Source organism: uncultured Dysosmobacter sp. (genome assembly GCF_947631635.1).
Lineage (GTDB): Bacteria > Bacillota > Clostridia > Oscillospirales > Oscillospiraceae > Oscillibacter.
Genome location: NZ_CANRMB010000009.1, coordinates 83946 through 104171 on the forward strand (window position 1 = coordinate 83946; position 20226 = coordinate 104171).

Sequence of the window (20226 nt, forward strand, 5' to 3'; positions counted from 1 at the left end):
CGTCACGCAAATATCCGTTGCGCGGTTTGTTTGGAGGTGCTATACTGGTCCCATCATCATAAAAAGCGGGGGAACTGTATGAAAACCATTGGATTGATCGGCGGCATGAGCTGGGAGAGCACCGTCACCTACTACCAGATCGTCAACGAGGTTGTAAAACAGGAATTGGGCGGGCTTCACAGCGCCAAGGTCATCCTGTACAGCGTGGAGTTCGACGAGATCGAGAAGTGCCAGGCCGCGGGGGAGTGGGAAAAGAGCGGCGAGATCCTGGGCCGGGCCGCCCAGGGCCTGGAGGCCGCCGGGGCGGACTTCATCCTTATCTGCACCAACACCATGCACAAGGTCTTTGACCAGGTGCAGAGCTTTGTGAAGGTCCCCCTGCTCCACATCGCCCAGGTCACCGCCGACGCGCTGAAACGGGCGGGCATCAGCAGGGTGGGCCTGCTGGGCACGAAATACACCATGGAGCAGGATTTCTACAAGGGCAGGTTGGCGGAGAACGGCATCGATGTCATCATTCCGGAGAAGGAGGAGATCGATGTGGTGAACGCCATCATTTTCAACGAGCTGTGCCTGGGAGAGATCAAGGACGCCTCCCGAAAAACGTATTTGAAGATCATCGACGAGATGACGGCGAAGGGTGCCCAGGGGATCATCCTGGGCTGTACGGAGATCGGCCTGCTGGTCCATCAGGCGGACACGACCGCCAGGCTGTTTGACACCACCCAGATCCACGGCGAGACCGCCGCCCTCATGAGCCTGGGAAAGCTGTAAAACGGACATACATGATTTTTGCCCCGGCCTGTTCCAGGCTGGGGCAAAATGCTATGGAAAAGAGGGATATTCCGCCAGCTGCAAAACATGGAAAGCCAAATCCCGTCTGGCCACCCATGGGACTAAAGTAGATCACTGCCTCCTTGGAGAAAGAGTTCCGCAGCAGAGCGGCAATCAGGTGCCCGGCGGAGTGCATCCCGGCACTGCCCGGCAGGTCTCCGGTGTTGAGCTTCTTGAACTGCAGGCCAAAGGCCGCGCTGTCCCCATTCCGGCGGGAGAGGTGCCGTCCCGGTATCAGCCTGTTGTGGTCCGCAATAAAGCTGGCGATTCGGTCTATCTCAGAATTCCTCCTGTATTTTCTTTGCAAAGGGCAGAACCGTCCCGCCCAGGTTCTCCAGAGCCTGTCCGAAGTCGAAGTACTCCTCCGCCTGCCTGTCGCTGAACAGGTGGTCGGACACGGACTTCAGAGACACAAATGGAACGCCGTTCCGCAGGCACACCTGGGCGATGGCGCAGCCCTCCATCTCCACCAGCAGGGGGGAGAAGGTGTCCCGCACCCACGCGGCCCGGTCCCCCTTGACGGCGAACCAGTCCCCGGTGGCCACCCGCCCGGTGACGGCGCTGACGCCCAGGGACCTCAAGATCTCCACGCAGTGCCCGGGCTCCCAGGTGGGAAAGACCGTCTGGTTGACCGTGGAGACCAGTCCCACAGGGTCGCCCACGGCGGTGGTGTCCACGTCGTGCTGGACGAACTCCGACGCCACCACCAGCGAGCCGGTGGGGAGGTCCGTGGCACACCCGGCCACACCGGCGTTCAAGATCAGGTCCACACCGTACCGCAAACAGAAGATCTCCGCCGCCATGGCGGCGTTGACCTTGCTGACGCCCCCGGCGCAGGCCAGAATGTTGGGTGCGATCTCAAAAAACGAGACGCCGGAAACGGTCTCAAAGGGTTCCAGCGCCTTGGCACCCGGCAGAGCGTGGAGCTCCACGGGCATGGCAAACTGCAGTCCGATCTTCATACAATCTCCTCACTGGATATCCGGCAGTTTTTTGCCGCATTTCCCACAAAATTCAAATTCAGCGCCCAGCTTTGCGCCGCAGTAGGGGCAGAAGCGGAACGCGCCGCTGCCGGTCCCGGAGTCCGCGGTGTCCATCCGGGACCCTGCGCCGAACCGCTGATCCAGCGGGTCCGGCTCCTCGCCGTCCTCCACAATGTCAAAGGCGGAGTAGCGGTTTTCCCCGGTGGCGTTTTTCAGGTTGTAGACCACCTGGACGATGCCGATGATGATAAACAGCACGCCAAAGAGGGGAAAGAACCCCGGCGCGCCCATGGACACCGCCATGATGGTCCAGAAAATGCCAAAGATGACCGCGATCACAGAACCAAGTGCCCCCATGGCCGACGGTCCCCGGCCGGGCTTGATGCTCTTCATAGAATACACCTCCACGGTTTGATAGATACCAGCATATCATATCCCGCCGGTTTCCGCAATCGCTGCCAGGGGCGGTACGGCGGGATAAGAGGTACCATTATCATCATACCACAGAGAGCGGCTGGGACAAGGAGGAAGCGCCTGCTTCTGCCGCAGATGGACTGACAGGAAAAATAGAGAGGACCTGGGATGAAGCTCCATCCCAGGTCCTTTGCAAGCGGAGAAGAAAAATTAGCCCTTGACGATGGCGGCGGTATCCATGGCGATCATCAGTTCCTCGTTGGTGGGGATCAGCAGGACCTTCACCTTGGAGTCGGCGGCGGAGATCACGGTCTCCTTGCCGCGGACGTTGTTGGCCTCGGCGTCCATCTTCACGCCCATGAATTCCAGGCCGGAGGCGATGGCCAGACGCTGGTTGGCGGAGTTCTCGCCCACGCCGGCGGTGAAGATGATGGCGTCCACGCCGCCCATGGCGGCCGCATACGCGCCGATCAGCTTCTTGACGCCGTAGTTGAACATATCCACGGCCAGACCGGCACGCTCGTTGCCCTCCTTGTGGGCGTTCTCCAGGTCACGGAAGTCGGAGCTGACGCCGGACACGCCCTGCACGCCGGACTTCTTGTTCAGCACGTTCAGCATCTCGTCGATGTTCATGCTGTACTTGTTCATGACATACTGCAGAATGCCGGCATCCAGGTCGCCGGAGCGGGTGCCCATGGGCAGACCGGCCAGGGGGGTGAAGCCCATGGAGGTGTCCACGGATTTGCCGCCGTCGATGGCGGTGACGGAGGAGCCGTTGCCCAGGTGGCAGGAGATCAGCTTCAGCTCCTCGGGCTTCTTGCCCAGCATGGCGGCTGCGCGGCCGGCGACATACTTGTGGCTGGTGCCGTGGAAGCCGTAGCGGCGGACCTTGTCGTTCTCATAGTACTCATAGGGCAGGGCGTACATATAGGCCTTGGCGGGCATGGTCTGGTGGAAGGCGGTGTCGAACACGGCCACCTGGGGCACATCCTTGCCCATGACGGCGGTGCAGGCGTTGATGCCGGTGATGTTGGCGGGGTTGTGGAGAGGAGCCAGGGGGATGCAGTCCTCCAGGGCCTTCATGACCTCGTCGGTGATGAGGACGGACTTGTTGAAGGCCTCACCGCCGTGCACCACGCGGTGGCCCACAGCGTCGATCTCCTTCATGGAGCCGATCACGCCGTTCTTGGCGTCCACCAGGGCGTCCAGCACGGCCTGGATGGCCTCGGAATGGGTGGGCATGGCCACGTCCACGGCGTCCAGAGTCTCCTTGCCCTCCACCTGGGGCTTGTAGGTGAACTTGCCGTCGATGCCGATGCGCTCGCACAGGCCCTTGGCCAGCAGCACGCCGGTCTCGGGGTTCAGCAGCTGATACTTCAGGGAAGAACTGCCTGCGTTGATGACGAGAATGTTCATGTTTAACGTCTCCTCTTTCTTCTTTTGGGGAAAACCTTGCGGGTTTTCCAAATTTAAGATAAAATAAAGCGTACAGGGGACTCCGCCGGATCCGGACAGAGTCCAAGATATTATCATTATACCAGAGTTTCCCAGGGTTACAACCACCATTTTTACCGAAATGTCATTTTTTTGTTACCAGTTAGGGGTGAAAACTGTGCAAACTGCGGGTATCATTATAGAGTACAATCCCATGCACAGCGGCCATCTCCACCTGATGGCGGAGACCCGCCGCCTGCTGGGGGCGGATACCGCCGTGGTCTGCGCTATGAGCGGCGATTTCGTCCAGCGGGGAGACTTCGCCGTTGTGGGCCGCCGGGCCAGGGCAAAGGCCGCCCTCCAGAGCGGCGCGGACCTGGTGCTGGAGCTTCCGCTGCCATGGGCCGTCTCCTCGGCGGAGCGGTTTGCCGACGGCGGCGTGCAGACCCTGGCCGCCACGGGCCTTGTGACCCATCTGGCCTTCGGCAGTGAGTGCGGAGACGCGGCGGCGCTGATGGAGGTGGCCGCCTGCCTGGATTCAGAGCTTTACCGGGCGGGGCTGCACCGCTTTTTGGGCGAGGGCATGTCCTTTGCCGCCTGCCGTCAGGCGGCGGTGCGGGGCATCCTGGGGCCGGAGAAGGCCGCGCTGCTGGAGACACCCAACAATATTTTGGCCGTGGAATACTGCAAGAGCCTGCTGCGCCGGGGAAGCGCCATCCAGCCCTTGACCGTGCCCCGCCGGGGCGCCGCCCACGACGGGACGGTCCAGGAGGGGGAGAACCCCTCGGCCTCCGCAATCCGCGATCTTCTGCGGAGGGGAGCGCGGGAGACGGCGCTGGCGCTGATGGCCCCCGCCATGCGGACGGCCTATCAGGAGGAGGAGGCCGTCGGCCGCGCTCCGGTGTTTGCGGAGACCTGCCAGCGGGCGGTGCTGGCCCGGCTGCGGACCATGACCGAGCAGGACTTCGCCGCCCTGGACGAGGGGCGGGAGGGCCTCTGCAACCGCCTGTACAGCGCCAGCCGCACCGCAGCCTCTGTGGCGGAGGTGCTGGAAGCGGCCAAGACAAAGCGGTATGCCTGCGCCCGCCTGCGCCGGATGGTCCTGTGGGCGTATCTGGGGATAACGCCCGCCGGTTTCCCGGCTGAGGTCCCCTACCTGCGGGTGCTGGCCGCCAACGGGACGGGCCGCACGCTGCTGTCTGAAATGCGGAAAACCGCGTCGGTGCCCGTCCTCACCAAACCGGCGGATGTCCGGCGGCTGGGTCGGGCGGCCCAGGAGCTTTTTGAACTGGAGGCCCGCGCCGCCGACCTGTATGCCCTGGCGTATCCGGACCTCTCTGCCGCCGTGGGCGGAAAGGCCTGGAGGGAGGGGCCTGTGATCCTGTGAGGCATTGAGACGGAAAGGAGACTGCCATGATACCACTGATCGCCCTTCTGCTGGTCATCAGCCTGCTGCCCGCGTGTTCTGTCCCGCCTGCGGCGGACACGCAAATTCCACAAGAGCCCGTATCCTATGCGCAGGCGGAGTTTTCGGCGCGGGAGCTGGTGGAGTACAGGGTTTCCATAGACCTTTGCGAGGAGGAGGCCCAGGCGGACGACGGTACGCCCCTGGCCTCATACCAGTTCCACCTGCCGGTGCTGGAGGCCCTGCGTGGAGACGGCACGGTCATCACGGAGCCGCAGACGGAACTGGAGGAACAGGCCGCGGAGGTGGTGCGGACGTTCAACGATAAATTCAGCAAATGGGCCGCGGCGGAGGAGTTCCCGGAATTCGCGGACAGCGCGGCGGAGGACCTGGCCTTGCGGCAGGAGCAGGATGGCACGTGGACGCCTTACACGCTGGAACTGATCTGCCGGGTCTATCAGACCGACTGCCTGGTCAGCGTTTCGGCGGAGTATTACAGCGATACCGGAGGCGCGCACCCCAACATCTGGCTTCTGGGATGGAATTTTGATCTGTCCTCCGGGACCTTTTTTGACACGGGCGTTTTGGCGGAGGACAGTACGGCGTTCCAGACCGTGGTCCAGCAGGAGCTGCTCCAGCAGGCAGCCGCAGCGGCGGCGGAGAACGGCATGGAGCCGGAGGCGTTCTTCTGGCAGGATTATGAGCACATCATTGCTGACTGGGACAGCTATGCGGTGTCCTTCGACGAGACGGGTATGACGGTGGCCTTTTCCCCCTACGAACTGGCGGCCTATGGCGCCGGTCCCCAGGAATTCCGGCTGTCCTATGAATGGCTGCTGCCGCACCTCAGCGGCCACGGCCGGACCGTCCTGGGATTAGGCCTTGTTTGAAAAATGCCAAAACGCGCAACCGTCCTTTTTCCGCCAATTTTCAGACAAGGCCGGGACACGGCGAAATAGACAAACCCGAAAGCGCGGGCCGTTTGGCCCGTGTTTTTCTGCTTGACATACATAGAGATACTATGTATAATAGACCTAGAAACTCTAGGTATTGATCTCCAACGGAGGTGCATTATGAAAAAGAAGCAGAATATCGAGCATACCCAGCTGCTGGTGCTGTCCCTGCTGGCGGGGGAGGATATGTACGGCTACCAGATGATCCTGGAGCTGGCCCGCCGCTCCGACCACACCTTTGAGATGAAGGAGGGCACGCTGTATCCGGTGCTCCACGGCCTGGAGCAGTCCGGCATGGTGGAGGCCTACCAGCAGGAGGCCCCCACAGGCCGGATGCGGAAGTACTATCACCTGACCCGCAGGGGCGGCGCGCTGCTGAAAAGCGAGACGGAGGCCTGGCAGAGCTATGCCGGGGCTGTCAACGCCGTGCTGCGCAGCAGCGCGGGCCTGAATCCGGCGTGATATGACCAGAGAGGAATATACCAAACGGGTCCTTGCCGCCCTCCGCCGGGTGACAGAGGCGGAGCGGACCTCCATCCAGGCGGAGATCGACGCCCACATGGAGGACCACATCTGCGCCCTGCTGGATCTGGGGTATCCGCCGGAGCTGGCGGAGGAGCGGACCATGGCCCTGATGGGGGACCCCGAAGAGGTGGGCCGGGAGCTGGACAGGCAGTACCCCCTGCGGTGGCTGGTGCTGGGCCGCATCGCGCAGGCGGCGCTGATCCTGGCGGTTTTGACGTCGGCCCTGGGCCTTTTGAGCGGCGTGTACGGTACATACAAAAACTTGCAGGCCCGGCTGGCGCCCTGGACCTTCATCTCGGACCACTGGGAGGCGGAGATCAGCCAGAAGCTGGATATTCGCCTGTCCGTCGGCTCAGATGTCCTGCGCATCCTCGGCTCCGGCACGGGAAAGACGGAGGAGGGAGAGCCGGCGGCCACGGTCCTGCTGTGCTGCTATGACCAAAGCCCCTTTGGATATACCTCCGGCCTGCGCGTGACATTTGAGGACTGCCGGGGGCAGGTGTGCTTTGGCGGATGCGGCAGCACCAGTGTCTCCGGGGTGGTGGATTATTCTGACTGTCAGAGCACGGTCCAATACGGCGACCCCTATCTCACCGTGGTCTGTGAGCGGTATGGGGAGCGGTATGAGGCACAGGTGCCGCTGCTGTGGGAGGAGGACGCATGAAAAAGAGAGAGAAACAGTCCTCCCGAAAGCGGACCGCCCTGCGGCGGTGTGCTATCCTGGCGGCGGTGGTGATTCTGGCCTCCGCAGGGAACCTGTACAATTTCCTGCCCATCCAGGCGGTCTGGGATATGGCGGACCTCAACGACATCGAACACCCCAGGGTGGTGAGGCGGTTTTACGACGGCACGCTGCCCGTCACCCGGTTCGCCCTCCACTATCTGGTGGAGGGGGACCGCGCCATGATGCTGTGCGTGGCAGGCTACCACCCGTTGTTCGGCTGGTATGACCGGGCCTATGCCAGGGTGGAGACCTGGGACGGCGCGGGCCTCTATGCCGAGGTCTACGGACACCGGCAGGGAGGGGCTGAGACCGCCTACCTGTTTGGCCGCGTGGACGACCCGGACATCCGGTGCCTGTCCCTGCGGATCACGGAGAATGTGCATGGAGAGGACCCCAGCACCAGGACCGTGGAGATCCCGGCGGCGGATATCCGGGAGCGGGATGGGGAGCTGTATGTGCTGACGAAGCTGGAGGACGTGTCCGTTGGCGCTTACAACGCCTTTGAGGTGCTGGGGTTTGATGAGGCGGGACTGCCGGTGACGGCTGTGGAAGCGCAGCAGCACACCTGGGCCACCTGAACCCTGGAAAAACGGAGCCGCCCAAATGGGCGGCTCCGTTTCATCATTCCGTAAAATGCACGTGGTTGTTGATGTGGTCCTGGCAGAAGCAGTGATAGCCCGCGCAGCGGGAGCAGTACCGGAATTCCAGGTCCGGAAAATCCGTGTCCGTGCGTCCGCAGACAGAGCACTTGTGGCGATAGCCCTGCTCCGCCTCCTTTTTCCGCTGCTGCCGGACGGCGGCCTTGAACTGGATGGTCTGGTGGCTGGACTGATGCCTGGTACGGCCCCGACGGTAAGAGATCTCGTCGGAGATGTTGGTCCAGAAGAACACGAAGAAGTTCAGCAGGGCGATGACCGGCAGCAGGGCCCCCACCAGGTCCAGATGAAGCAGGCTGGTGAGAACGGACAGGGCAAAAACCGCTGCGTCAAGCCAGGCCAGCCATTTGACCTTCACCGGGATGATGTAGAGGATTAGGAACCGGGTGTCGGGGTACAGCATGGCAAAGGCAAAGAACAGGGAGAGGTTCACATAGCCGGCGCCGGAGATAAAGACATTCTGCCCGGTGACCAGCGCCATGATGACGCCGGCGGCCACCGTCAGGACCACGCCGGAGAGATAGTAGAGGCTGAATTTCGCGGTGCCCCACTCCCGCTCCAGGGTGGTGCCGATCATGTAGTAGAGATACAGAAAAAAGAGCAGCCAGATGACTTGCCGCGAAGAGCTGTAACCGGGCATGAAGATAAAGGTGACCAGCCGCCACAGCTCTCCGGACTTGATGGCCAGCCAGTTGAATTCCAGGAAGCTGACGGCGTTGTATCCGGCGAACACCGCCAAAAGATAGACCAGAGCGTTGCCGAAGACGATGTACCGCATCAGGTTTGGAATGCCGAAGCGGGGATGGTTATAGGCGAACCGGTCCACCGCGGCGTTGAGCTTTCTCAAGAGGATCCCTCCAACACGAACAGTATGATAAGAGATTATACCCACTCTGGATGGAAAAATCATGTATAAATTTTGAACGATGGAAAACGACCGCAATTTTCCAACAAAAAACAGCAAATGTATATTGACATTCCGCCGAAAACTGATTAAGATGATAGCAACAATTAAATGACCCTTATCAAGAGTGGTGGAGGGAACGGCCCAGTGAAACCACGGCAACCTGCATTGTAAGGTGCCAAATCCGGCGGTATCGACAGATGAGGACCAGAAAAAGTGTTTTTCTGCGCGTTTCGTCGTCGAAACGCGCAGTTTTTATGCGCTTGGAAAGGGAACATACAAAAAGGAGCAAATACGATGGCAAGACACTATTTATTTACATCTGAATCCGTGACCGAAGGTCACCCCGACAAGATCTGCGACCAGATCTCCGACGCCGTTCTGGACGCCATCCTGGCCCAGGACCCCCAGGGCCGCGTGGCCTGCGAGACCACGGCCTGCACCGGCCTGATCCACGTGATGGGCGAGATCACCACCAAAAGCTATGTGGACATCGACAAGGTCGCCCGGGAGGTGGTCCGGGACATCGGCTATGACCGGGGCAAGTACGGCTTTGACTGCGACACCTGCGGCGTCATCACCTCGATCGATGAGCAGTCTCCCGATATCGCGCTGGGCGTGGACAAGTCCTTGGAGGACAAATCCGGCGCGCAGCTGGGCGAGGGCGCCGGCGACCAGGGCATGATGTTCGGCTACGCCTGCGACGAGACACCGGAGCTGATGCCCCTGCCCCTGTCCCTGGCCCAGAAGCTCTGCAAGCAGATGACCCTGGTCCGCAAGACCGGCGTGGTGCCCTATATGCGGCCGGACGGCAAGAGCCAGGTCACCGTGGAGTATGACGAGAACGACCGCCCTGTCCGGGTGGATACCGTGGTCATCTCCACCCAGCACAACCCGGACGTCACCCTGGAGCGCATCCGTCAGGACATGGTGGAGCTGGTGGCAAAGGTCGTCATTCCCAAGGAACTGCTGGATGAGAATACAAAGTATTATGTCAACCCGACCGGTCGCTTTGTCAAGGGCGGTCCTGCGGCGGACGCGGGCCTGACGGGCCGGAAGATCATTGTGGATACCTACGGCGGCAGCGCCCCCCACGGCGGCGGCTGCTTCTCCGGCAAGGACCCCACCAAGGTGGACCGCTCCGCGGCCTATGCCGCCCGCTGGGTAGCTAAGAACATCGTGGCCGCCGGACTGGCCCGCCGCTGCCAGGTGCAGCTGGCCTACGCCATCGGCGTGGCCCAGCCCGTCAGCATCCTGGTGGATACCTTCGGCACCGGCACCGTGGGCGACGACAAGCTGGAAGCCGCTGTCCGCAAGGTCTTTGACCTGCGTCCCGCCGCCATCATCCGGGACCTGGACCTGCGCAGGCCCATTTACCGGAAGCTGGCCGCCTACGGCCACATGGGCCGGGAGGACCTGGGGGTTTCCTGGGAAAAGACCGACCGCATAGAGGCCCTGAAGGCCGCTGTGGCGGAATAAGCACACAGCAAAAAAGCCCCGCCGTTCAACGGCGGGACTTTTTCGTGTTGTCAGTGCCGTGATAGTGAGCGGCACATGGGAGATCAGGAAGGGGGCATGTGCGCCGAGGGAGACATCCAGGGATCCAAAGGTCAGGGTATCATGCATGGCGGTTCCTCTTGGTCACGCTGTAATGCCATTTTCAGATACACCATGTCGGTCAATTGCCGCCCGGCTTCGAAAATGGGGTGGTCGTAGTGATCGGTAAAAAAATGCGGGACCCGGTGGCTCTCCCGAAAGCCGCATTTTTCGTAAAAGGGGATGGTCAGCGGGCTGTCTCCAGTGCCGGCCAGCAGCGTCCGTCCGCCGCTGTTCCGGCAGTGCTCCGCGGCAAAGGCCAGCATGGCTTGTCCGTAGCCGCTGCGCTGGCTGTCCGGCGCGGTGGCCAGGTTTTTGACCTCGAACACACCGCCGCCCTCGTCCGTCACCACGCAGACGGTCCGCAGCCTGCCGCCGTCGTACAGGGCAAAGAGCGTGCCCCGGTCCAGATAGCGGTCGATCATGCTCTCCTGCTCGTCGCCCAGCAGAAGCAGGGGCAGAAATTCCCGCTTATTCTCCAAAATCTGACGAATTTCCATCAAAACAGGCCTCTTTCCAGAGTTTTTGCGCCGCTTGCAGGGCAGAATAGGGCTGGAGGTGATACGCGGTGGAGAAATTTCCAAGCTATCTTTGCCTGACAGACCTGCTGGACCAGGATCTGTCCGCCTATGAGTATTTCCAGACCCTCTCGCCGGAGACGCAGACCACTCTGCGGCGGGAGGACGGCTGCATCGGCACGCTGGACGAGCTACAGGCCCGGGTGGCCAATATGCAGGCGTCTGGGCTCGTGGAGTAGAGCGGCGCGCAAGAATAGACGGACCCGCTCACTCTGTCAAAAGGCAAAAGAGCTGCCCGGCCTGTCGAAAATCCGCCCGACAGGCCGGCAGTCTCCCAAAAAGACTGCCTACTATGATTATAAGGAATGCTGCCGTCCCGTTCAAGATACATCTTCCGAAAGAAGCTGTGCCCCTTTGACCAAAGGGGCAAATGAGCCGAGAGACGAAATTGGGGCCACGGGTCGAATCTTTCCCTTTAGAACAAGCACTTAACTGTTAATTCGGGAACGACAAATCTCTGACAGATGATATTCAAATTCTAAGGTAACGGTTGGAACGCTATTGTATAGTTCACAAGCATCTTTGAGATTCTTTGCATATCCATCAAAATCACCTGATTCAAATGCTTTTACTGCCATGTAAAAGAGTGCTTGTACTTTTGCACGTTCCTTCAAAATGGGAGGATGTATTTCTATTTGGGCGAGCATTTCCTCTTCGCTGCATTTTCCCAATAAAAATTTTGCCGTTGCAAATTCGGGAGATAGCGTATTTTTATTTCTTAACCGAGCATTTAGCAACTTCTTGCTTTCCTGCTTTGCCTTTTTGTCATTGAGCATCGTTGCCTCATAATACAAAATACCAGGGGCTTGTGTTCTGGGACGGTCTTGATAAGCAGCTCGACTTCCATCTTGAAGTGCTTGTATCGCCTCTTGGTATTTCCCCAGTTCAAAATATCCGATACTTAGTGCAATAAAGAATAGCGATGAACTCCGATCAATTTTAGGGGAATTTTCCCCAATTTCTGCAATCATTTTTTTGCAAAAGGATACCAGTGTTTCATACTGTCTGGCTCCAATTAAAGCCTTGGTATAATTTCCTGGCATTAGGTCTGCATATTCTGATTGCTCTTTCTGCAAATGGGATCTTTCCAAATACAATGCACAAAACGCATCATATTCTTTTTTCTCAATTAACTCGAAAGCTCCCATTGATTATCCTCCCTTGCCATATTTTTATGGCACAATTATAGCGATTTTCTTGGCATACTGCAAGGTGATTTGCACTTGTTTTCTGAAATCGGAATAGTGGAACGGCTGTCGATTCAACAAAGTTTTCTTGTGTTACTTTACCGCACATGAGTAATGACCGCCGGATTGAAATACAGAACGAATGCTGTTATAGTATAGACAAAGCACGATTGTGAGTTGGAAAGGGATGTGGTTTGATGGCGGAGCTGACGTCCATGCGGAATATTGGAAAAGAGATGGGGCGGAAGCTCCGGTCCGTCGGCATTTGTTCGGCGGAGGAATTGGCGCGGCTGGGAAGCAAAGAGGCGTTTGCCCGCCTGAAAACGCGCTATCCCAATGTCTGCCTGGTCCATCTGTATACGCTTCAGGGCGCGGTGGAAGATGTGGAATACCACCGTTTGCCCGAGGAAGTGAAGAAGGACCTGAAGGACTTTAGCGACAGCTTCCAATAAGCTGTTCGTCCGATTTGTTCTTTCCAAACGGAGATTTGAAGGAGAGGCGCTGTATGAATGCTGATTTTATCAACCTGACGCCGGAAAATATCGCCCATGAGCATCTGTGCTGCATCATCCGCAGTAAAAAGCCCCATCCGGGCGTTGAGGCAAAGCGGCAGTGGCTTTCAGAGCGGCTGAAGGAAGGCCATGTCTTTAGAAAACTGAACGAAAAAGCGGTGGTTTTTATCGAATACGCGCCCCTGGAGACCGCCTGGGTGCCTGTGATCGGTGACAACTATGTGTATGTGTATTGCCTGTGGGTCACCGGAAGCCACAAGGGAAAAGGCTATGGACGGGCGCTGATGGAGTATTGCCTGGCGGATGCCAGGGCAAAGGGACAGTCCGGCGTCTGCATGCTGGGAGCGGCCAGGCAAAAGGCCTGGCTCTCCGACCAGGCCTTTGCGAAGAAATTCGGCTTTGAGGCGGTCGATACCACCGACTATGGCTATGAACTGCTTGCGTGCTCCTTTGATGGAACCGTGCCGAGGTTCGCGCCCAACATCAAGACTCCGGCAATTGAGAGCCAGGAGCTGACCATTTACTATGACCTGCAATGCCCCTATATCGTCCAGAGCGTGGAAATGGTCAGGCGGTATTGTCAGGACCATGCCGTTCCGGTATCGTTCATGCAGGTGGATACGCTGCAAAAGGCAAAGGAACTGCCCTGCGTGTTCAATAACTGGGGCGTGTTCTACAAGGGAAGATTTGAGACTGTGAATTTGCTGGATGCCGCCGCATTGACAAGACTGCTGAAAAGATGATGATGTTGTTGTGGTAAAGTGCAAAAAGTCAATTTCAGAAAGGGAATATATGGCGCCGGATGAAATTTTGAAATACTGCCTTGAAAACCTTGATGGTACCGTTTTAGTCAGTAGTTGGGGTGAGCGCGGGATCTTCTACAATCCTGACGGAAAGCTGAAACGGGGCATTTATATCTTAACTGTAAAGGAAAAAGATGGGGATCATGATAAGAGTTCGATATTGGACCGGAAAGATATTTACCGTGTGAATTTGGGGGTGCGGAAGGACACATTTTCCAGAATGTTCGGTCCAACGCCAAAGCGTCCTGCTAAGGGATGCACTGTCGAAATGGACTATGATTTTTCCTTGATAAACACAATTCTTCCGCATCCTGTTTACGCCTGGATGGGATGGATTTGCGTTCTAAATCCATCCGAGGAGCGATTTGAAGAACTGAAACCGTTCATTCAGGAGGCGTATGAATGCGCAAAAGAAAAGTACGGAAAGAGAAAACTGTAATGTTGTTTTGAATCTTGGCAGCAGGGGAGAGGGACAAATCCCCGCCTTGACCTGACCGCCGGAATAGGGTACAATCAAGTTGTCCCCATGGTGTCATCTCTGAAGGAGGGGTATTATGCCAAGCATTTCTGTGATCGTTCCCGTCTACCAGGCAGAGAAATACGTGAAAAAGTGTGTGGAAAACGTGGTCAAGCAGACCTTTTCCGACTGGGAGCTGCTGCTGATCGACGACGGCTGCACCGATGCCTCTCCCGCCATCTGCGAGGCCTGCGCGGCGGAGGATGACCGCATCCGGGTATTTCACCAGGAGCGGAACGCCGGCGTCAGCGAAGCCCGGAACCGGGGCCTGCGGGAGGCCAGAGGCGCGTATATCGCGTTTTTGGATGCGGACGACCGCCTGGAATTCCGGGCACTGGAGACACTGTGGTGCCTGCGGGAGCAGAGCGGCGCGGATACCGTGGGCTGCGCTCACCTGAATCTAAGCCCTGACGGCGGCACATCCGTGGAAAAGCTGCTGCCTGCCGGGGTGTATGACGGGCAGGGCATCCGAGAGGGCATCGTGTATCCGCTTCTGGGAGACCGCCTGCGGGTGCCGGTGTTCAACGGCTTTATCTGGCGGTACCTGTTCTCCGCCGAGATCCTCCGCTCCGCAAACATCACCTTTGAAGGGGCCTATCTGGAGGACGAGCTGTTCCTGATGGAGTATTTCTGCAACGCCCACAAGCTGGCGGTGACGGAACAGCCGTTGTACCGCTACCTGCTGAATCCCGCATCAGCGACCCATAAATATATGAAGGACTTTATGCAAGTCTTTGGCCGCTTTATGGAGCGGAAGGAGGCTCTGGTGAAAAAATACGGCCTGGAGGAGGCGCGGCCCCAGTGGCGGGAGAATTCCAACTGGGCCGGACTGCTGATCGCCATCGGCAACGAATATGCCCGGGGGAACGACAAGCCCCTTTCGCAGAAGCGGAAGGCCGTGGAGACCCTCTGCCGCCGCCCGGAGATGGCGGAGGCCATCGCCGGATTAAAGCCGGAGGGCCTGAACCGCAACAAACAGCTGGTGGCCGATCTGGTGCGGGGCGGGCATTTCCGCCTTCTGACACAGCTGTACCGTTTGAAAAACCGTATCTGACGAAACGAGGACGAATTTTTTATGACGCTTCTGCGGGAAAGTTATCTGTATCATCTGTGGCTGACGCTGTGCGCTGTGTACGAGGACAGCGCCATCCACCGTGTGCTAAAGGCCGCCGGCGGTTGGTGTAACCGCCAGATCGATGAGAGCCGTGTCCTGCGGCCCCTGTGCCGGGAGGGCGTCGTGGCCCGGGCGTGGCCGGACAGCTGTCTGTGCCGCCTGCTGACCGCGCTGGTAAACCTGCCCGGCCAACTGCTGCACAAGCTGTACAACGCGCTGCCCCTGACTTTTGAGGACAGCTTTTTTGCCCGGCTGGTCTTTGAGATGGGGGATGAGACGGCCATCGCCCAGTTCTGGTGTATCTGCCTGCTGTGGATCATTCCGTTTACCTATTGGAACAATGCGTACAGCCTGCTGGGCTTTGCGGCCCTGCTGGTGCTGTTCCACGCGGGGGCTATGCACCGGAAGGACCTCCGGCTGGATCTGGCGAATATCGGATTTTATCCTCTGGTGCTGTTTGGCGCCATGTTTCTGGCGGTGTTTTTCTCCTATGCGCCGTCCCTGTCCCTGCGGTTCCTGTTCTATCATATCTCCGCGGCCCTCTGCGTCCTGGTGACGGTGAGCGCTGTCCGCTGTACAGAGGATCTGAAACGCCTGACCGTAGGCGGCGCCGTCTGCGTGGCAGTGTCCGGTGCCTACGGCATCGTCCAGCGCATCCAGGGCGTGGAGGTCAGCCGCTCCACTGTGGACCTGAGGGTCAATGCCGGAATGCCCGGACGGGTGGAATCCTACTTTGACAACGCGAATACCTTTGCGGAAGTTTTGATCCTGCTGCTGCCCCTGGTGCTGGCGCTGATTTTGTGCTCCAGGCGCCTGTTCAGCAAGCTGGTGGCATCCGGCGTATTTGTTGTGGGCATTGCGGCCTTGGGCATGACCTATTCCCGGGCAAGCTGGGTGGGCATGGCCTGCGCCATGGTGGTCTTGGTGTTTTTGTGGAAGCCTAAGCTGATCCCGGCGTTTGCGGTGCTGTGCTGTCTGGCGGTCCCGTTTTTGCCGACGACGATCTGGAACCGCATCCTGACCATCGCCAATCCGGCGGATTCCTCCACCGCCAGCCGCATACCGCTGCTCAAAGCGGCCATAGAGGTCATCCGCAGCCGGCCCCTCTGGGGGGCGGGCCTGGGAACTGCCGCGCCCCAGGCATACATTTCCGAGTGGAATCTCTACCACGCGGATTTTCCCTATGTTCATTCTCATAACTTCTATTTGGAGGTTTGGGTAGAGGCTGGTTTGCTGGGTGTGGTCGGCTTCGTGGCCTCCATGCTCTGGAACATCAAGCGAGCCGCCCACACAGTCCGCCACTGCGCGGATTCCACCGCACGCACCATCACCTGCGCGGCGGCGGCGGCCCTGTGCGGCGCCATGGTCTGCGGCCTGGCGGATTATCTCTGGAACTACCCCCGCGTCATGTGTATTTTCTGGTTCGTTTTCGCGGTGGCTTTAGCGGGTGTGAAGATCTGCCGCACAGAGGGCAAAGAAACCCCTTGACTTTGGCAGATAAATCGGTAAAATAATGATGGGCCAGGGATTCCTGGCCCATCTAACGAGTATGATTTTGTGGCTGAAGAAGTCAATAGGAAGGAAAGACTTGAACCCAAGGATTTCCGTGCTATAATAAAATACATTGAGATTAAATATTCAGGATTAGCGCAGTCGGCAGCGCGGGTGGTTTGGGAGTGCGGCTCCGCCTATCCATGATAGGAATGTCAGAAGCCCGGAAAGCCTTGGAACACGGGCGTTTGCGGGATTTTCTCAGAACGCCGAACCGGGCAAGGAAACCTCTTTGACCACATGAATGACCACAGACAGCAGAACTTTTGATTTGAATATCCGGGTGTAGCGCAGTTGGTAGCGCGGATGGTTTGGGACCATCAGGCCGCAGGTTCGAACCCTGTCACTCGGACCAAAAATCGCAGAAAAACCGCCTGAAAAGGCGGTTTTTCTGCGTTAAAAGTTCAATTATGCAATGTGTCGTATCTCTCGTGCCGGAACTCTCAAATACGGTTTTCCTAACTCTTTATGCTATGGCTTTATTCTTTGTTTATAGAGACGCACGAGCTGCATTTAAATACTTGATGCCGCTTTAAAGAGAGATAGTTTTGTGGTAAAATAGGGAAAAGTTTTTTCTGCCTGACAGGAGGTCCCAGATGATAAGAGAAATCATGAGAGACGAAACCCTTCTTGCCCGAAAGGCGGAGCCGGCCACTCCGGAAGATCTGCCCGTGGCTCAGGACTTGCTGGACACGCTTGCGGCCAACAAGGAACACTGCGTGGGGATGGCAGCCAATATGATCGGCGTCAACAAGCGCATCATCGTCTTTGATAACGAGAGCACATACATGGTGATGTTCAACCCAGAGATTATCAAGCGTTCTGGCCCCTATCAGGCGGAGGAAGGCTGTCTGTCCCTTGAGGGCAGCCGATCGGCAAAGCGCTGGAAGTCTATCAAGGTACGATACCAGAACGAGAAATTCCAGAAGCGGTTCAAAACTTTTACCGGTTGGACGGCCCAGATCATCCAGCATGAGGTGGATCACTGCGAGGGGATCATTATCTAAGGGGGCAAAGCGTATGAGTAAAAAAATCATTGCGGTCAACGCCGGTCCGAGAAAAGGCTGGAACACGGACACCCTTATCACTGAGGCGGCCAAAGGTGCCGAATCCGCAGGGGCGACCGTGGAGAAATTCGACCTGTTCCGTTTGGAAAGGTACACCGGCTGCATTTCCTGTTTCGGCTGCAAAAGAGAGCAGAACAAGGGACACTGTGTCTGCCGCGACGGTCTGACGGAGGTACTGGATGCCATCCGCGAATCGGACGGGTTGATTATCGGCTCTCCCAACTATCTCGGGGAGATGACGGCCTCCTTCCGGGCTCTTTATGAGCGCCTTGTGTTCCAAAATCTGACCTATAACCGGGAAACGCCCTGCTGTAACCAGAGACCGATCCCCGTGCTGCTGATCATGACCAGCAACGCACCGGACACGGCTTACATGAATCTTCTGCAAAACTATCAGCGGACGCTGAGTGGATTTGTGGGGCCCACGGAGCTCCTCGTCAGCGGGGATACCCTCCAGCTCAAGGATTACAGCAAGATGGATTGGCCTTGGTCGATATTTGACCCCGAGGCGAAAACACTCCGGCATGAGACTGTATTCCCACAGGAATGCAAGAAGGCGTATGAGATGGGCGCTGCGCTGGTCACGAAGATGCAAGTGTGATTGAATATAAACTCATTTTTTGTTGTAATTTGTATTGCTATAAACTATAATGCATTTAGCACTGATCAATATTTTAAACGGTGGTCTGTGGGGTAAAAATAGTGGAACGAGACATTGAAATAATTAAGAAAGAGTTAGAAAGTCTCCCTACATCATTTTTTATAACAAAATGGATACTTGAACATACTCCATATATATTTGATACCCAAGAGACGGAATATATTCGTTGGCGCGAGGGGATTGCTCAGAAATTACGAATTGATCCAGCTGATATACTTATTACTGGCTCAGCGTCTCTTGGCTTTAGCTTAAATCCAAATAAAAACTTCAAAGCATTTAACGAAAAATCAGATGTTGATGTTAGCATAATTTCACATCATTATTTCGATGTGGCATGGCACGATTTAATTTATACATCTCGCACCATTATACAACCCAAAATGAGAGAAGCTTTAGATGATCATAGAAAACGGCTAATATATTGGGGTACTATTGCTACTGATAAAATACTCCCTTTGTTATCATTTGGTACCGAATGGGACAATATTATTAAACAAAGCAAATCATATCCTTTATTAGAAAACCGAAATATAAATTTTAGAATTTATAAGGATAAGCTCGCTGTACGTAACTATCTTGCGATAAGCGTGGATAATCGCAAAAATGCTTTGTTGGAGGAGAAGTTGAGATGAAAAACTATTTGGATACAACAACATATAATATTTCTTGGTTTAAGAAAGCTTTTGACGCAGGGGAATTGGAGATGAGTCCACCTTTTCAGAGAAACCCAGTATGGACAGATAAACAGAAAAGCTATTTAATTGACTCTGTTCTGAATGGATATCCAATCCCTGAGATATATATTCAGGAAAAAATATCTGCAGACGGAAGAAGAAAATACATTATTGTAGATGGACAGCAACGTATTCGATCTGTTCTTGGATTTATTGCTGGCGAATTTGAAATCTCTGAAGGAGAAAGCGACAAATGGAGTATGTGCTCTTTTGAAGATTTATCCGAAGCAGACAGGATAAATTTCTATTCTTATAGATTTGTTGTCCGAACTTTACCAGATATTACTGATGATGAGATTAGGTCTATATTTCAGCGGATTAATAAAAATAATGTAGCGCTAAATGCACAAGAGCTACGACAATCGACATATAATGGTGATTTTATTAAATCCATGAACCGTATTTCTGATAACGAGTATTGGAAGGATATTGGGCTCTTTTCGGCAGAAAAAGTCAGACGCATGATGGATGTTGAATACATCAGCGAGTTAGCGATTGCATTTCTGAATGGCCCGCAGAATAAAAAAGACAAATTAGATTATTACTATGTTATGTATGAAACAGAATATCCTGATGTTGAGCACGTAGAAACAGTATTCAATAAGGTATGTAGTGAACTGATACAAGTTTTGCCAGAAATCAAAAAAACTCGCTGGAGTAAACTGATTGACTTTTATACGCTCTTTCTTGTTATGGCAGAAATAGAAAGTAAGTTGCCACTGGCTCAGGACAAGCGTGATCAGCTTCGAGAAAAGTTGTTGGAGTTTGGGAATAATATTAGTGCGTATCAGAAGAAAATCGACGATGAAAAAGAAGATGTCCAAGAGAATGTGACTCTTTATGCCTCTGGTATCCGAAATTCTTCTGATCTTAACGCCAGAAAGAATCGGTTTGCCGCACTTCAGAAAGAACTATTTGCTGATTAATTTAGTGCCAACGAACAAAGAGCTACTATCAAAAACTGATGACAAACATCAAGAATCACCGATATGGGTGCTGGTGCCGTCAAGAGTTATGCGCAAAATAGTTTGCAGACTCTGGCTGAATGAAGTCAGCCGGCAATAGAGACGTCTT

24 protein-coding genes, 1 tRNA gene and 1 riboswitch are annotated in these 20226 nt (G+C 56.2%); of the genes, 18 read left to right on the plus strand and 7 right to left on the minus strand.

What is annotated here, in order from left to right:
* Positions 1–78: 78 nt before the first annotated feature.
* Positions 79–774, plus strand: coding sequence for an aspartate/glutamate racemase family protein (locus tag Q0Z71_RS06820; RefSeq protein ID WP_298019906.1), 696 nt, complete (start codon positions 79–81; stop codon positions 772–774).
* On the opposite strand, the gene Q0Z71_RS06825 is transcribed toward Q0Z71_RS06820, so the two are convergent.
* The 4 genes from Q0Z71_RS06825 to Q0Z71_RS06840 all read right to left on the minus strand — a co-directional run bounded on the left by Q0Z71_RS06825 (position 752) and on the right by Q0Z71_RS06840 (position 3647).
* Positions 752–1141 carry an S-ribosylhomocysteine lyase gene (locus Q0Z71_RS06825; RefSeq protein ID WP_298019907.1) on the minus strand — a complete coding sequence of 130 codons (390 nt, stop codon included), beginning with the start codon at positions 1139–1141 and terminating at the stop codon, positions 752–754. The genes Q0Z71_RS06820 and Q0Z71_RS06825 overlap by 23 nt on opposite strands.
* Positions 1113–1796: a 5'-methylthioadenosine/S-adenosylhomocysteine nucleosidase gene (mtnN, locus tag Q0Z71_RS06830; RefSeq protein WP_298019910.1), complete on the minus strand. Its 684-nt coding sequence runs from the start codon at positions 1794–1796 to the stop codon at positions 1113–1115. The genes Q0Z71_RS06825 and mtnN overlap by 29 nt, the downstream gene beginning before the upstream one ends.
* Before the next feature lie 9 nt (positions 1797–1805).
* A complete protein-coding gene (locus tag Q0Z71_RS06835) occupies positions 1806–2210 on the minus strand; it encodes a zinc ribbon domain-containing protein (protein WP_298019912.1) in 405 nt (134 codons plus the stop codon).
* A 231-nt stretch (positions 2211–2441) separates the two neighbouring features.
* Positions 2442–3647: an acetate/propionate family kinase gene (locus tag Q0Z71_RS06840; RefSeq protein ID WP_298019914.1), complete on the minus strand. Its 1206-nt coding sequence runs from the start codon at positions 3645–3647 to the stop codon at positions 2442–2444.
* A gap of 196 nt (positions 3648–3843) precedes the next feature.
* Here Q0Z71_RS06840 and Q0Z71_RS06845 point away from each other — a divergent pair, with 196 nt between their 5' ends.
* The 5 genes from Q0Z71_RS06845 (at position 3844) to Q0Z71_RS06865 (ending at position 7850) form a co-directional block, all read left to right on the plus strand.
* Complete coding sequence (locus Q0Z71_RS06845; protein ID WP_298019916.1) at positions 3844–5052, plus strand: nucleotidyltransferase family protein; 1209 nt, start codon at positions 3844–3846, stop codon at positions 5050–5052.
* A gap of 26 nt (positions 5053–5078) precedes the next feature.
* Positions 5079–5960: a DUF3298 domain-containing protein gene (locus Q0Z71_RS06850; RefSeq protein WP_298019918.1), complete on the plus strand. Its 882-nt coding sequence runs from the start codon at positions 5079–5081 to the stop codon at positions 5958–5960.
* Between the two features lie 183 nt (positions 5961–6143).
* Positions 6144–6485 carry a PadR family transcriptional regulator gene (locus Q0Z71_RS06855; protein WP_298019920.1) on the plus strand — a complete coding sequence of 114 codons (342 nt, stop codon included), beginning with the start codon at positions 6144–6146 and terminating at the stop codon, positions 6483–6485.
* A 1-nt stretch (position 6486) separates the two neighbouring features.
* Positions 6487–7212, plus strand: a complete 726-nt coding sequence (locus Q0Z71_RS06860; protein WP_298019922.1) for a permease prefix domain 1-containing protein — start codon at positions 6487–6489, stop codon at positions 7210–7212.
* Positions 7209–7850, plus strand: coding sequence for a hypothetical protein (locus tag Q0Z71_RS06865; protein WP_298019924.1), 642 nt, complete (start codon positions 7209–7211; stop codon positions 7848–7850). Before Q0Z71_RS06860 ends, Q0Z71_RS06865 begins: the two co-directional genes overlap by 4 nt.
* 43 nt (positions 7851–7893) lie before the next feature.
* Here the strand turns inward: Q0Z71_RS06865 and Q0Z71_RS06870 are convergent, their stop codons facing one another.
* Positions 7894–8775, minus strand: a complete 882-nt coding sequence (locus tag Q0Z71_RS06870; RefSeq protein WP_298019926.1) for a rhomboid family intramembrane serine protease — start codon at positions 8773–8775, stop codon at positions 7894–7896.
* Between the two features lie 172 nt (positions 8776–8947).
* Positions 8948–9039: riboswitch (SAM riboswitch) on the plus strand.
* A 90-nt stretch (positions 9040–9129) separates the two neighbouring features.
* On the opposite strand from Q0Z71_RS06870, the gene metK reads away from it, so the two are divergent.
* Positions 9130–10311, plus strand: coding sequence for a methionine adenosyltransferase (metK, locus tag Q0Z71_RS06875; RefSeq protein WP_298019929.1), 1182 nt, complete (start codon positions 9130–9132; stop codon positions 10309–10311).
* A gap of 131 nt (positions 10312–10442) precedes the next feature.
* Here the strand turns inward: metK and Q0Z71_RS06880 are convergent, their stop codons facing one another.
* Positions 10443–10928 carry an N-acetyltransferase gene (locus tag Q0Z71_RS06880; protein WP_298019931.1) on the minus strand — a complete coding sequence of 162 codons (486 nt, stop codon included), beginning with the start codon at positions 10926–10928 and terminating at the stop codon, positions 10443–10445.
* A gap of 68 nt (positions 10929–10996) precedes the next feature.
* On the opposite strand from Q0Z71_RS06880, the gene Q0Z71_RS06885 reads away from it, so the two are divergent.
* On the plus strand, positions 10997–11185 hold the full coding sequence (locus Q0Z71_RS06885) for a hypothetical protein (protein WP_298019933.1): 189 nt from the start codon (positions 10997–10999) through the stop codon (positions 11183–11185).
* Between the two features lie 249 nt (positions 11186–11434).
* Here the strand turns inward: Q0Z71_RS06885 and Q0Z71_RS06890 are convergent, their stop codons facing one another.
* A complete protein-coding gene (locus Q0Z71_RS06890; RefSeq protein ID WP_298019935.1) occupies positions 11435–12154 on the minus strand; it encodes a hypothetical protein in 720 nt (239 codons plus the stop codon).
* 236 nt (positions 12155–12390) lie between these two features.
* Here Q0Z71_RS06890 and Q0Z71_RS06895 point away from each other — a divergent pair, with 236 nt between their 5' ends.
* The 10 genes from Q0Z71_RS06895 to Q0Z71_RS06940 all read left to right on the plus strand — a co-directional run bounded on the left by Q0Z71_RS06895 (position 12391) and on the right by Q0Z71_RS06940 (position 20078).
* Entirely contained in the window at positions 12391–12645 is a 255-nt protein-coding gene (locus Q0Z71_RS06895; protein WP_298019937.1) for a TfoX/Sxy family DNA transformation protein, read from the plus strand.
* A gap of 53 nt (positions 12646–12698) precedes the next feature.
* Positions 12699–13448 carry a GNAT family N-acetyltransferase gene (locus tag Q0Z71_RS06900; protein WP_298019939.1) on the plus strand — a complete coding sequence of 250 codons (750 nt, stop codon included), beginning with the start codon at positions 12699–12701 and terminating at the stop codon, positions 13446–13448.
* A 49-nt stretch (positions 13449–13497) separates the two neighbouring features.
* Positions 13498–13947: a DUF6194 family protein gene (locus Q0Z71_RS06905; RefSeq protein WP_298019941.1), complete on the plus strand. Its 450-nt coding sequence runs from the start codon at positions 13498–13500 to the stop codon at positions 13945–13947.
* Between the two features lie 115 nt (positions 13948–14062).
* Entirely contained in the window at positions 14063–15079 is a 1017-nt protein-coding gene (locus Q0Z71_RS06910) for a glycosyltransferase (RefSeq protein WP_298019944.1), read from the plus strand.
* A 21-nt stretch (positions 15080–15100) separates the two neighbouring features.
* Positions 15101–16627: an O-antigen ligase gene (locus tag Q0Z71_RS06915; RefSeq protein WP_298019946.1), complete on the plus strand. Its 1527-nt coding sequence runs from the start codon at positions 15101–15103 to the stop codon at positions 16625–16627.
* Positions 16628–16969: 342 nt separating this feature from the next.
* Positions 16970–17045 (plus strand) — tRNA-Pro (locus tag Q0Z71_RS06920).
* Positions 17046–17286: 241 nt separating this feature from the next.
* Positions 17287–17697, plus strand: coding sequence for a peptide deformylase (locus Q0Z71_RS06925; RefSeq protein WP_298019948.1), 411 nt, complete (start codon positions 17287–17289; stop codon positions 17695–17697).
* Between the two features lie 13 nt (positions 17698–17710).
* The gene (locus tag Q0Z71_RS06930; protein WP_298019950.1) at positions 17711–18358 is read left to right on the plus strand and encodes a flavodoxin family protein; all 648 of its coding nucleotides are present in this window, start codon (positions 17711–17713) and stop codon (positions 18356–18358) included.
* A 101-nt stretch (positions 18359–18459) separates the two neighbouring features.
* On the plus strand, positions 18460–19050 hold the full coding sequence (locus tag Q0Z71_RS06935; RefSeq protein ID WP_298019952.1) for a hypothetical protein: 591 nt from the start codon (positions 18460–18462) through the stop codon (positions 19048–19050).
* Complete coding sequence (locus tag Q0Z71_RS06940; protein WP_298019955.1) at positions 19047–20078, plus strand: DUF262 domain-containing protein; 1032 nt, start codon at positions 19047–19049, stop codon at positions 20076–20078. The genes Q0Z71_RS06935 and Q0Z71_RS06940 overlap by 4 nt, the downstream gene beginning before the upstream one ends.
* Positions 20079–20226: the final 148 nt, after the last annotated feature.